At 62.4% G+C, this 13135-nt stretch carries 11 protein-coding genes and 1 pseudogene; 2 read left to right on the forward strand and 10 right to left on the reverse strand.

Going from position 1 to position 13135, the window contains the following annotated elements; genetic code table 11:
• A pseudogene (locus CA234_RS03520) lies at positions 1–189 on the forward strand (IS3 family transposase); the annotation flags it as partial.
• 2028 nt (positions 190–2217) lie between these two features.
• Here CA234_RS03520 and CA234_RS03525 read toward each other — a convergent pair.
• From CA234_RS03525 to CA234_RS03570, 10 genes are all read right to left on the reverse strand, one after another.
• Entirely contained in the window at positions 2218–4263 is a 2046-nt protein-coding gene (locus tag CA234_RS03525; protein ID WP_126000903.1) for a hypothetical protein, read from the reverse strand.
• 243 nt (positions 4264–4506) lie between these two features.
• Positions 4507–4917 (reverse strand): TrbC/VirB2 family protein, encoded by a 411-nt coding sequence (locus CA234_RS03530; RefSeq protein ID WP_126000904.1) that lies wholly within the window; start codon positions 4915–4917, stop codon positions 4507–4509.
• Positions 4914–5888 (reverse strand): P-type DNA transfer ATPase VirB11, encoded by a 975-nt coding sequence (gene virB11 / locus CA234_RS03535; protein WP_126000905.1) that lies wholly within the window; start codon positions 5886–5888, stop codon positions 4914–4916. The genes CA234_RS03530 and virB11 overlap by 4 nt, the downstream gene beginning before the upstream one ends.
• Before the next feature lie 17 nt (positions 5889–5905).
• Positions 5906–6745, reverse strand: a complete 840-nt coding sequence (locus CA234_RS03540; RefSeq protein WP_241213225.1) for a TrbI/VirB10 family protein — start codon at positions 6743–6745, stop codon at positions 5906–5908.
• A gap of 263 nt (positions 6746–7008) precedes the next feature.
• Positions 7009–7713 carry a TrbG/VirB9 family P-type conjugative transfer protein gene (locus CA234_RS03545; protein WP_126000906.1) on the reverse strand — a complete coding sequence of 235 codons (705 nt, stop codon included), beginning with the start codon at positions 7711–7713 and terminating at the stop codon, positions 7009–7011.
• Positions 7710–8504: a VirB8/TrbF family protein gene (locus CA234_RS03550; RefSeq protein ID WP_126000907.1), complete on the reverse strand. Its 795-nt coding sequence runs from the start codon at positions 8502–8504 to the stop codon at positions 7710–7712. Before CA234_RS03550 ends, CA234_RS03545 begins: the two co-directional genes overlap by 4 nt.
• Positions 8501–9727 carry a type IV secretion system protein gene (locus tag CA234_RS03555; RefSeq protein WP_126000908.1) on the reverse strand — a complete coding sequence of 409 codons (1227 nt, stop codon included), beginning with the start codon at positions 9725–9727 and terminating at the stop codon, positions 8501–8503. The genes CA234_RS03550 and CA234_RS03555 overlap by 4 nt, the downstream gene beginning before the upstream one ends.
• Entirely contained in the window at positions 9724–12078 is a 2355-nt protein-coding gene (locus CA234_RS03560) for a VirB4 family type IV secretion/conjugal transfer ATPase (protein WP_126000998.1), read from the reverse strand. The genes CA234_RS03555 and CA234_RS03560 overlap by 4 nt, the downstream gene beginning before the upstream one ends.
• Entirely contained in the window at positions 12057–12341 is a 285-nt protein-coding gene (locus CA234_RS03565) for a type IV secretion system protein VirB3 (RefSeq protein ID WP_126000909.1), read from the reverse strand. Before CA234_RS03565 ends, CA234_RS03560 begins: the two co-directional genes overlap by 22 nt.
• Position 12342: 1 nt before the next feature.
• On the reverse strand, positions 12343–12663 hold the full coding sequence (locus CA234_RS03570; RefSeq protein ID WP_277600207.1) for a TrbC/VirB2 family protein: 321 nt from the start codon (positions 12661–12663) through the stop codon (positions 12343–12345).
• A 260-nt stretch (positions 12664–12923) separates the two neighbouring features.
• Here CA234_RS03570 and CA234_RS24235 point away from each other — a divergent pair, with 260 nt between their 5' ends.
• On the forward strand, positions 12924–13094 hold the full coding sequence (locus tag CA234_RS24235; RefSeq protein WP_164521701.1) for a hypothetical protein: 171 nt from the start codon (positions 12924–12926) through the stop codon (positions 13092–13094).
• The last annotated feature ends 41 nt before the right edge of the window (positions 13095–13135 follow it).

A 13135-nucleotide genomic window follows, 5' to 3' on the forward strand; every position in this document is an offset into this window, starting at 1 on the left:
CTGTACAAGGCTGAAGTCATCCATCGACGCGGCCCATGGCGCAGCTTCGAAGCCGTCGAATACGCCACCCTCGAATGGGTCGATTGGTTCAACCATCGCCGGCTCCTCGAGCCCATCGGCAACATCCCGCCTGCCGAAGCCGAAGCGAACTACTATGCTGCCGCTGAGCAGATCGTTATGGCGGCGTGACTCACATCTAATGGCCTCCGGCAAACCCGGCGCGGTTCAAACCCTCGCCCGACGAACCTTTTTGGCACTTTCTGGGAGTGATTCGGGGCACCCGGTTTGTGCTCAAATGATGGAAATGGCCGATCCCAGACTGGACGTTAGATCTTTGGCCGCCCTCATCTTGGTGCGCGCGGCTACCAAACGAGGCGTTCTTTGCGCATTAGTGTTCCTTCGTACTTCGAAGGCAGAGGCCCCAGGTTCAAATCCTGTCGGGTGCACCATCTTTTCAATAACTTAGCGAAGCATCGCGATGGCCGTACGGATAGTGTACGGAAAACATCGTCGGACGAAATGCGCTCAAATGAACCCTCGGCAAGACGATTCGGGCGACGCTTCTGTGCGCGCCGCGCTAATCGCACAACCTCCTCCACCGATCAGGCGAGGGTTAGCCGGAGGAAGCCTGATCCCAATTTCAATGTGTTGATGTAGCACGAGAATGTGCCAGGGAGCGCAAGGTCGCCCCCACATTTTTCCCCACACTCGTTGTGCGATTGCCTGGTACAATCTGGCACGCCTCTCGACCGCCACGCGCCCGTTCTCAGCCGTCCAGCAGATAAATAGAACCTCGCGAAAGCGGACGCCGGGTAATCAGTGCCGTCTGCCACTCGAAGCGGCGTAAGCGGACTAGATCCGGTGGTGCACCAGAAGTACCGGAATGCCCGTATCTGACAGAAGCCGCCACATGAGCATCGAGCGACGGGCACCGCGTTCATCGAATTCAGAATGTCGGTATGCCCTGAGGGATTTTGCAGACCCACAGAATCGGGTGCGCCGATGCGGAACCGATGTGGCAGGCTTTTGATGCACAATGATTTCCGAAGGAGTAGATAAACACTATCCTGCGGCCGGACCCGGCTCTGGGTAGCCCGTATGCTCGCGTCCAGAAAACGGCCGTTTTCTGGACGGTGGCATGCGCCCCAATATCCTGAGGCTGACGCAGGAGCCGCAAACACTGTCGGCTGCCATTGCAGGCGACCGACAAACGCCTGTTGTGCATCCATCCCCGCCGTGGGCCGAGGGCCGCACCGGCAGCTTTCAGCCGCCCTGCTTTACGGACTGGCCGGGAATGGATGGAGAGCGGTCATGCCCTCCTGCGGATTGAAGCCGGCAACATACGAAGCAACATGATAGCGCCGAGCAGAACAATGATGATGCAAGCTGTGCCTCCCCAAGCCTCGAGCAAGCCCCATTTCAATCCGTAGTTGGCTTCCGACAAAGCCCATGTGACCAGAAAAAACCGGTGATCACGCACTGGCTGGTTGTCGGGCGCCAATTCCCCCGAATGGGATCGTCACAGCGTTGGCCCGGTCATAGGCATCTCTGTCGCTCTCGTTCATCGTTGATGAATGCTAGCGACGGCGAACGTCCGCAACTGGAGCGATAGTGTTGAAAAACCCCTCGTCGGCCGAGCACAGGGCACGGCGCTGAAATATTGCCGCCATCAACGGAGAGCATTTGCAGTTTGATACCTATTACAGCAGCATTCACGAACTCATGTTGCGCAACATCCCTGTAGGTCCTCCGCTTACGAAGTTTTTCAACACAATAGGAGCGAATTTGGTCGTTCCGCGCCTATGAGCCTACGGCCTAGCTCTTACTGTAGGGCGTCGCATCGACCGTGGACGGGATTGGAACCCCGCCCACGGTCGCGCATAGCTCAGGGCCGCTTAGGGGCGGCACCTGCTTGCCCACGGCAGCGGACGCCATGATTGGGCTCTTCTGTGAAACCCGCTGCTTTTGCCAAGTAGCTCGCGGGTGACCACGGTGCCCTTTAGATTGAACTTACGCCGCTGACGACGGTCTGCGTTGTCCGAGGGCGTGGGCACCGGGCGGCCGAGTGCGACGATGCTTGCGCCCTGCCTGCCGATGCTGCGCAGCAGTTTGAATCCGCCTTACGGTTCCTCGGTCCAGGTCTCGCCACCACTGAGTGATGTAAGCACCGTCCCCGGCATTGCTGATGTCACGATGGGCTTGGCGCTCGCTTCCGCCTCAGCCCGTAACGCCGACTAGCAGATTGGTGCCGAACCCAGCGCGCGCGTCGCCACCGTTGTAGCGGGCCTTCTGCGAGGGGCTAACGGTCACCATCGCCCCGTAATCCACCTTCGTTGTGCTCACTTCGTTGTATCCGCAGGTTTCACCAGCGAATACAAGGCCATAGGTGAACATGCTGGGCGCTCCGCGAACCGATGCCCCGATCTTGCTGCGCGACACGTTGGTGAAAACGGCCGCGCTCGTCGCAGGCTTCTCGAGATTGAAGATCATCGGGTCGAAGTGCACGCCACCACAATTGGCTATAGTTGCAGGGTAGGTCATGTCTCGGATCAGTGTGTCGCGGATAGTCAGGACGCCGACGGAATTCGCGTCAAGCCCGCCCTGACCAGAGTTGATGGCGATCATCCGGCCGCCCAGGATAGTGACCTGGCCATCCACTTGGTTGACCGCAATCGCTTGGCCGGGACCAGCGATATAGGGCGTGTTCACCTCAATATCCGCTGAGTTGTTCAAGTCGTGAAAATAGAACCCGGCCTGGGTGAAGCCATCCATGCGGCAGCTGAGCACATCGATGTCGTTCGCGCTCTGGGCATTCGTCATTTTCGTGCCGCTGTCTCCGCGCGCGATATAGGTTTTCATCGACGACTTGGTCATCCCGGTGATGTCGATGCCCTTCTTACCGCCGGAGCCCTCGCATTTCTCCATCCAGGTATCGGCCGGGAGTCCGAAAAGCAGCGTGTGAGCGGTGTACGTCACTGTGCTTGGGAAGACGTAAGCTGTGTTGCCTTCCGCGCGCAGAGATCCGTTGCTGCCGACGAAGGTCGGATAGGTGGTATAACCGCCGAACAGGTAGCCGATGGTGATGTCGCTCGCGGCCGACGCTGACGGCTCATAATTGCAGTCGATCAGGCTGCACGATGCGGTGAGGCAGACGTGATAGCCGATCGGTGAATTCAGCACGCGCGTGCGGCGCATCTCCGAGTTGGTCGCCCACCAGTATAGCACACCTTTGACGCAGTCCTCGGCGTCGCCAGTCGTGCTGCCGTTTGCGATCACACCTGCGCGATAAACCCCGAAATCGTGCGCGAGAATACCTCGCGCGACCGCTTCGTAGCTGTCGCCGCCGAACTGGAAAACAGTGCTGTATGCGGCGGCGGCCCCAACCAGGCAGAGAATGCTTGCAGTGCCGCCTTTGTAGCCGGAGCCCACGCCGCGGATGGTCCGATCGGAGGCGTTCCACTTCAAGATCGACGAGGTGTAGTAGCGAAATGGACCAAGTTCGGTCACCGCGCACAGGTCCCGACAAGCCGCTAACGCTGCATCGTTGGTTGCAGCCTGCGTAAGACGGACATTTTTGTCTGTGTCGCAGAGCGCGGTCCAGTCTTCGAAGGGCGCGAAGCCGACTGCGCCGAACCACTCGGGGCGAGCGTTGATGGCATCCCAAACGCGCTGCCAGCACCCGGATGCGCCAGTGGTGTCAGTGGCGGGAGCAACATAGATGCCCTGTAGAGGGTCGGCTGAGACATTGGCGGATTGATTGCCCGACACCCATTGAAAGTGGCCGGAGCGCACGCCGGCGTTCAGAAATGTGAGCGGGGTGCCGCTCGGCAGCGCTTGCAGGGTAGCGATGGACGACGGGAAGAAGTCGCCGCTCGAGATCGGGGAAGCGACCGGATCGAAGTCATAACCCGAGATTGCCGCGCCGGCGGCCGTAGTCACCTGGAAGCGATAGGATACTCCAGGACTTGCATAGATCTCAGGGAATTTCCCGTCGGTGGATGCAACGATTGGGTTGGGGTGCGGAGTCGTGAGGTTCTTGTCTCGATAGACGGTCGCAGGCGTCGTCGTGCCTGTCATAAACACGCGCATCAGCGCGCCCGACAAAGGGGCATTTGAGCCGAACGCGGGCGACAGGGGCAGTGTGATCGGAGATGGCATTGTCAAACGTTCCTTCCGGTTGATGGCAGAGAAACCGGCGCAAAACACCAGTTGCCCCAAGCTCACGACTGGACGGCCCCCGGCATAATAGCTGGCGACGTCCACTGCCTCGAATCAGCAGAACATATAAAGAACATACATGCTGATCTGTAGGAAAGCAGGAATTTGACGAGAGATTGGCGTCGCACTCGATCTCAGCCGACCGAGCGATCTGGTCAGCTTTCACTTCGCGAGCTGCGATGGCAGCTCTCCCACCGGCTATCGACGGTCAGATCAGTTGGCGGACGGGGGCCGACAGGATAGGCTGCCGGTGCTGGCGGGGCTCTCGATCGACACTGAAGCCCCACTTCAATGATGCATTGGTACGGCGGCTCCCGCATATGGATCGTATGGGACGTGCGAAGGCGCCGGCGTTGGCACAGCCGCCAGCGGCGAAGGCGCCTCCACGCTTACCGGCGCCATCTGGGACTGGGTTGCGCCTGATCCGATACCAAGCCCACTCATGATGCCCTGTGCAATCGTGGAAGAGCCGAAGAGCACAAAACATCCAGCTATCACGGTCAAACCGCGGCGCACGCTCAGCCGACCAGCCAGCAGAAGAAAGCCCATCGCAGCGACGGCGATTACGGCAGCGGCGGTACCGATAGAACCGAGCAGCGCGCCTTGTACCCAGTCCTCGGCCGCCAACAGAGAGCTCTGCTGCAAAGGCTCGCTCAGTGGCATCGCGGCAAGCGTCAACACTGGGATTAGCCCGCTCATGCCAGTACCACCTCCGCCACATGCCGGCGTCCGCCCGTTCGAGCCAGCTGCACGAACACGTCGACGGTGCTGCGGACATAGTGGCGCACATCGTCGCGACTGAGCTGTGTGCCTGCCTGCAGGACAAGGAGGACGATCTGCTCGATTGCGCGCTCGGCGGAGTCCGCATGAACCGAGCTCATCGAACCAGGATGTCCGGTATTGATGGCGCGGAGGAACGTATACGCCTCCTCGCCGCGGAGCTCGCCGAGGATAATGCGGTCTGGCCGCATGCGAAGAGACGCTGTTAGCAGATCGGTTGCACTCACCCGCGCCTCGCCCAGGCTACCGCGAACGGCAAGTAGCCCCACCAGATTGGCGTGGTGCTGCTGGAGCTCAGCTGTGTCCTCGATCAGGATCAATCGCTCCTCAGCCGGGATCTCGCGGATCAGGGCATTGAGAAAAGTCGTCTTGCCGGTGGAGGTGCCACCAGAGACGAGAATGTTCTTTCGGCCGCGCACCGCGGCGGAAAGGAGCGCAGGAATATCGCCTGCCTCGAGCAGCCTGTGCAGGCTGTCGTCCGCCACCTGGCGCTGCGACGTCGTACCCCGTCTCGTGTGCTTGAAGGCGCCCGCTTCGACATAGTCCGCCAAGCTCAAATCCGAGGACAGATGCTTGCGGATGGCGATCGCCATGGGTCCGCGCGTCGCGGGTGGGGCAATGACCTGGACGCGCGAAGCATCCGGCAGCGTTGCGGATAGCAGCGGGTGCTCGCGGCTAATTCCTTGATGGGAAAGCGCGGCGATCTGGCGCGCAAGGCGGTCGAGGGTGGGGGCGTTCAGATCAGGCACATCGTGCCGCTCAACCGCACCTCCGAGTGTCTCCGCCCAAACCTCTCCAGGTCGATTCACATAGATGTCGGTGACATCTGTGCGTGCCAGAATCGGTAAAAGGGGTGCGAGATAGGCCTGAAGGAAGGATTGGCTTTCCATCGGGCGCAAGACTCCGCTCACCGATCTTCCACGCCGGTGAAATCCAGGTCGCGTGCGACAAAGACAGAGATGCTAGTCGCAGGCCGGACCTTGAGCGTGGGCCGCACCTGGTTCGGCGTGGTGGTTTGCCGGATCGATCCTGCGGTGCCGGGCAGGGCCACGATTACCGGCGAATTTGCCGATCTGGAAGCCAAGTTGACGCCCACATCGAGAGCGGATTGGAGAATGGCACCGGAGAAGCGCTCAAAAAAGTGGCTGTTCACCTGCGCGCGAACGCCTCCACGCCCAACAGGATCGGCTGCAGGCGACCCGATTGCGATCGTCACCCCATCAGGCCGGATCAGACGCAGCCAGTTCACCAGCATGCGGTTTTGGCCGCTTTCCACATTGGCGGCATATTCGCCGATCAGTCGGCTGCCGCGAGGTATCAGCACCTTGGTGCCGTCAAAGCCCCGCACATCACTGGAAACAACCGCCCTGGCCAAGCCCGGTAGGGTTGAGTCCAGCGCTGTCTCTAGCACCGCCGGGATGAGCGTTCCCTGCGGCACCGTCAGCGTTCGACTGGCGAGCACACCTGCGCCTGCACGCGCGCCAGCGATCTTGCCCGAGCTTGCGTCCTCTCCACGCCGCTCACCGCCCGCAGGCCCCGAAGAACCTGCGCCCGCCGACGAACTGCTCGTGTCGATCATCAGCGCGGAGCCGCTCGCAACACGCGAGGCCGGTGGTGGAGGCGGCGCAGCTGGTTGCTGCGAATATGGGATCGCCTGCTGGACGATGGGACGCTGCTCCACCCGCATGGGCAGCGCTGCCTGCTGTGGCAAAGGCGCCGACACTTGAGGAACGGGCGCCGGCAGCATCGGCTGCACGGGGGCCGGCTCGGGCGGGATGTAAAGCGTGGGCGGAGGTGCTTGTGCGGCCACAGCATCGACGCTGCGCGGTCGCACAGAGGGTGCCACGATCGCACGTCGCCTCGCGTCAAGGACGATGAAAAGCAGGACTGCAGCGAATACGACGCCTGCCGCAATCATCCAGGCCGGCAAGCCCGTTGCGGGCTTCGCTACGACCGGCAGGCCAGGGCCTTCTGCACCTGTCTGTGGCGCGGTTGCGGACTGCTTTGGCATCAGGGTTGCTCCGACACGACGCGGGCAGCGGTCGCCTTGCGACGATCGATGCGAAACACGAGGGTGGGAGCGACGCTGTCCACCACCATACGTCCATCCCGCATCATGCCGTTGATCAGCGTCTCGCGGCCACGACCATCGATCGCGTAGATCGCCGGCCGCGGCACACCGGGGGCAAACTCGATATAGGTCTGCACTCCGTCATCGTGGATCCCTGCTGGTCGCAGGCCCTTGTCCCCGCGTAGCTTATAGCGCCCAACTGGCGGCACCTCAGGCTGTGCCGCTCCGGCGCTGCCGGGAAGCCGCGCGAGCAGCACCGGGGCTGGATAGCGAAACTGGACGGTATACGGCGTATCAGCTTCCGGCGCGCTGATGGTGGTCAGGTCAAACAGATAGAGCCGGGCATCGCTCACCACTGTCATATTGGTGGTGGCGCCCGCCTGCAGGGGCTTCAGAAACAGGCGATTACCGGCATGGTTGAGGTTGACCTGCCAGGCTCCGCTGTCGCCCAATGCGACATTCTCGACATGTTCGTCGGGTGCCAGCTCGACCATCAGCTGATAGCCGGGTGCAGATTGCAGCTGCACGACCTGGCCGGCAATAAAGTCGACCGATTGGACGTGCGCATTGGGGCCGGCGGGGCGGGGCCGGATCTGCGCTTCGGCGTTCGTCGCGAGCAGCAGGAGAAGGATCGCAGCTCTCACGGCTTAGCTCTGTTCGGGCTCGACGGATTTGGTCCAGGTGCCTGCAATGCAGGCGTTGGGGACGCCGCCGGGGACGAGTTTACACTCGGTTGCGCCGCAGGATCTGCTTGCGGGAAGGCCTCGGGATTGCGCTGATAGGCAGTCACCTCAAACCCCAATGGATTGAGGAACCGGTCCTCCAGGCTCATCGGCTCGCCCGAATAGCGATAGGCGATCACCGTTACCCAAGGCTGCGGCGCCAGCTGGCGCCCGCCTGCATCACGGCGAAGGGTGTCGAAGCGCACCATGGCGCGGTTGCCGCCCAAAGGACTGACGCTCTTCACCCGCGTCTCGACGATGGTACTGCGGGGTAGACGCGCGAGAGGACTGTCAGGGTTGGAGGCCTGCACGCTCGCAACATAGACGCTGCGCGCACGCCCTTCCGACCAAAGCGAGACCTTGCGGTAGTTGGCCTGGAGCGCGTTGATGTCGAAGCTCTCGCGCGCGATCACATATTGGACGAGGAAGGACTGGGTGAGCGCGCTGTCCGGCGCGATCCGCTGGGCATTGACCGGCTGCAATGCCTGGACGAACCCGGTCTGCTTGTCGACCAGCAGGGTATAGGGCTCGACGGTCTTGAGCGGCGTCAGCAGGACGAGGGCCAGCGCCTCGAGAACGGCGATGCCACATGCGCCGCCGGCGACTATCCAGGCCGTCCGCCTCGATTTCGCGAGCGTCGCCCGCTGGTCCTCAGCCCAGCTGCCGGCCTCACGGTAATAGGCATCCAGCGCTTCACGCGCTTTGTTCTTCATGACTGTTGATCCCGGCGACCGGCGCTGGCTGAGATGCGTCCTCGCGTGCGGCGGCGATGTTGTTGACCGAGCGGTTGCGCCGCGTTGCCCGATGGCGCCTGCAGCGTGCTCTGGAGAATGGCAGCCTGGCTGGCCACAGCTGCCTCGCGGCCCCGGGCCTCACGGCGCTCAACCTGAGCTACGGCTTCCGCCACGGCCGCGGCGCGTGAATGGCTCTCTGCAGGCGATGCAGCACGCTCTGCGCGTGCCTGCGGCAGCGCTCCTTGCACCTGCAGCCTGTCCGTCAGCCGGCTTGGCAGAGCACGGAGCGCCGGCGGCAGACGGAAGGTCATCGAAAATCGTGCGGCCATGCCAAGACCCGCAAGCAGCGTCAGTGCGAAGACCAAGGTGACGACCAGCAACTCGGTTGCTGCACCGCCGATCGCCAAATCGCCGCGGCGGCGCAGGAGCAGCGACGTGAGCCAGGGTTCAAGGAGCGCGAGTTCTACCGAGAGCAGGATTGTAACGGCCACGGCGCCAAGCGCCGCACCTAGCAACCCCCGCACCCAACCTTCGAAAAGCGAGCGCGTGCCGTCAAAGAGGAGGAAGGCAATGAAGAGCGGACCCAATGCCAACAGCAGTCCCGCGATAAGCCGTACGGCCGCGAACGCTGCGATGGTGGCGGTGAGATATACCAAGCGAGCCGTGCCCAGCCCGTAAGGGCTGAAGATGCTCGGGGGATCGCTGACTTCCTCCGTCACGATCCCTGCTTGGCCATTATCGATCTGCTGCCGGCTGGCCAGCGTCGTAGGGCCTGTTCCTAGTCGACCTAGCTCCTGGATCGCGCGGTCGACCTGCCCGAGCCTTGCCGAAATCCCGCCGCCGGCACCCGGCAGTTCCGCCGGTCTGCCGATATCCGCGACAAGGGACGCAGGCCCGTGGAACACCACATCATAGGCAAGCGTGCGATAGGCCGCCCAGCTCATCGCGAGTGCGAAGACGATGCCGATCTTGACGAAGGCAATGAGCCCGTCTCGGGCCGTCGGCGTTTCGCCGAGGATCATGCGATAGCCGATGAGCGCGATGAAGATCGTCAGCATGCCGCCAAGGAGCAGCGATAGCGAAGAGCCCGGTGTCGCCATCGCCTGATACCCTTGCGCGCCCAATGTCTGCGCCTGGCAGTCGACCGAGGCGAGCACGCTCTCCAGAAACGCATTGTCGAGGATCGCCGGGCACGTGTTCATGCGCGTGCCATGAGCTGCGGTAGCCACGCCTCGGGATCGTCGCCGGTTGTCGCGCGAATCTCGTCAAGCAGGCGAACGGTGCGCTCGCGCCCCGACAGGATCGTCAGCAGCTCGTGCTCGCCGGTCAGGTTAAGCCGCGCCACTACGCTCTCATTGCCATGCTTGATCAGAAAGCAGTGCGAACTGTCCGGCAGCGTGCGGACCAGCGCGAATTCGTGCTCGGTCAGCCCGAAGCCTTCGACATAGTCCGCTGCCCTGGCTTTCGGGTTCACCATGAAGATCTGGGTCGCCGCCTGCTCGATGATAGCGCTGGCGATCTTGCTCTCCAGCGCGTCCTGCGCGCTTTGCGTTGCGAAGCCGACTACGCCGTTGCGCTTTCGGATGGTTTTTTCCCAGTCCTTGATCCGGCGGACGAACACCTCATCATCGAGCGCTTTCCAGCCTTCGTCGACGACAATGATAGCAGGCGTGCCATCGAGCCGCTCCTCGACCCGGTGGAAGAGGTACATCATTGCCGGGGTGCGCAGTGCTGGGTCGTCCAGGATCTGGGTCATATCGAACCCGACCGTGGCAGCGGTTAGGTCGGTCTCGTCGAGCGCATTGTCGAACAGCCAGGCCCGCTCGCCGTCACCCCACCAAGGCCGCAACCGCGCCCAAAGGTCGTTGCCGTGGGGGCGGTGACCGCCTCGAAACAGCTCGACAAGATGGCGCAGCCGGCGCTGGGCGAGCGGCTGTCCGAAGCTTGCATCGATCGCATCCTTGATCTGGGCGAGCTCCTCGATGTCGGCGCTGCTGGCAAGGAGGGCGACCCAATCGATCAGGAACTGCCGATTGGCGGGCGTGTCATCGATCTGGAGCGGGTTGAGCCCCGAGGGCGTGCCGGGGCGCAGCAGATCATAACGTCCGCCAATCGCGCGCAGGAACAGCTCGGCGCCCCGGTCCTTGTCGAAGAACACGATGCGGGGCGCGAACTTGCGGGCCTGTGCCAGCAGGAAGTTGAGGACGACCGTTTTGCCCGAACCCGAAGGTCCAATGATTGTGAAATTGCCGAGGTCGCCCTGGTGGAAGTTGAAGTGATAGGGGCCGGCAGCGGTGGTCTCGAGCAGGGTGACCGCCTGACCCCAATGGTTGCCAGCGGCCTTGCCCTGCGGAAGGTTGTGCCCTGAGGCGAAGCCAGCAAAGTTGCTGGTCGAGATCAGCCCACGACGGGCGATGTACTTGAAGTTGCCCGGAAACTGGGCCCAGAAGGCGGGCTCTAGCGCGATATCCTCGCGCACGGCGATGATGCCCATGTCGGCAAGGGCCGCATGGACCTCGGCTATGCCTTCGTCCACCTCCGTCAGCGTCTGTCCGCGGATTGCGACCGTCATATGGTGCTCACCAAAGCCCGCGCGGCCCGCGGCTACATCATCCTTGGCGCTGGAGAGATCCGCGCGCAGGCTCACCGCCTCGTCTTCGGCCGAGCGCATCCGCCGGAGCGCTAAGTTCATCCGCGAGAGCGCCGCCTGACGCTCCACAAAGCCGAAGCTCTGCGAAATGGTCAGCTCGAACGGCAGGCGCAGCAGCTCGTCCAACATTCCGGCGGCCGTTTGCCCCGGATAATCCTTGATCGAAAGGAGCCCCAGAAAACTGCGTGGCAGCGCACCGGCGGGCGCGAGTTCGATCGCTTCCTGACCGAAGCTGATCCGACGATAGGGTAGATAGGCGCCGATATCCTGATGTGGCAGCCGAACGGGCCGCGTCTCGCCGTTGTAAAGACTGGAGAGGAATTCGAGCGGCTCGGAGCAGTGCCCTTGCTCGGTCTGGTAGACGCTGAGCAACCGCGGCTCGTAACTCCCAAGCGCCGCCATCAGCGCCTCACGCGCTGCGTCCAGTTGCCGCAGACCCCGCGTGCCCTCCTGCGCACTACCAGTGCCCCGCAGACGATCCAGCAAGCCGATCCGGCCTTGGAGTGGGCGGCGGATAATCGTCAGGAACAGGTCGTTGACGTACAGCTTCTTGCGCGAGAGGCGCGCCTGCCAGGCATCGTCGAGCCGCTGCGAAAACGCGTCGGGGAACGCAGCGTCGAGCTCGGGCTCGACCTCCCTGCGCACGACATGGTGGTAGAGCGCGAACTGCGAGGAGCCGATCGTCTGCAGCATCGCGTCGCGCAGCCGCTTGCGATAGTTGATCTCCTCGCTGTCAGCGGTTTCGAATAACAGCCCGCGCAGGTGAAGGAACTGCATCAGCACGCCGTCGCGGGTGTGAACCGTGTGATCGTCGATATGCGCCGCATAGGGCAGATGGCGCCCCGCCGGTGCCTCCCTGGCGACGATCTTCGGCTCGCGCGTCAGGGCCGGTAGGAGTTGCATCGCCACAAGCCATGATTGCGCACGCGCGGGCAGCGGCTGACGCGTGTCAGCCACAGGTCGAAGAAACGCGGTTCGCGCAGGCACAGCAGCAAGCCGGCAAGGTGCACGGCGAGCGCGACAGCCAATACCCAGACCGACTTGAACACCAGGAACAGCTCGGTTGCGACCACGGCATTGCCGACGAAGTAGCTGTACGTGACACCGGCGAACATCTGCGGACGCGTCAGCGCCACAAACAACTGGTCTCGCTCGATACCATTCATGTCACTGCCCGAGTTGGGCGGTGGACTGAATACCGGCCACGATGCTCGCCGCACCGAACAGGATGAAGCAGCCCAAGATCACCGTGGCGCCGTAGCGCCAGTTGATGCGGCCGGTGAGCATCAGGAAGCCGACGGTAGCTACGGCGATGACTGCAACCACGGTTGCCACCGTGCCAAGCAGAGTACCCTGTAACCAGTGCACCGCGGAGACAATTACCCCCGACCCAGCAGGGTCGGACAGACCGTCTTGCGCTCGCGCCGCATTCGAAACGAACGCGATAATTGATAGGGAAGCGGCCAATTTTTTCGTCGAGGTACGCAAATGCTCCTCCCCCCGGAGGTTTTTGAATTCAGATCTGGTTCGCACCTTGGCGGCATTTTTGCAAAAGCGCTAGCGCAGAAGAGCATGAGACTGACCGCCGTTCTGAGGCAAGCATGGCCCATTGAAAAGCTAATGATGATGTGTAACGATCTACCCAGTTTGGGGGCAGGCGGGTGCCGCAATAACGCGGCCCGCGTAGCTCGCCGGGCATCGGGGGGCTTATGCGTTTTCTCTTTGGCTTGTGTACCATTTGCATGGCGATGGCCGGACCCGTCGCTCATGCGGCGGAGACGATAACGTACACCTACGATGCGAAGGGCCGGCTGGTTAAGGTCGTGCGCTCCGGTTCCGTCAATAACGGCGTAACCTCCCAGTATACCCACGACGGTGCCGATAATCGCAAAAATGTCAAAGTGACTGGCGCGCATTGAGTCTGCCGCACTAACATTATCTAATTGGGGGATGTAATGTT

Origin of the sequence: Sphingomonas sp. ABOLE (genome assembly GCF_003950455.1) — a bacterium.
In the GTDB taxonomy this organism is placed as follows: Bacteria; Pseudomonadota; Alphaproteobacteria; order Sphingomonadales; family Sphingomonadaceae; genus Sphingomonas; species Sphingomonas trueperi.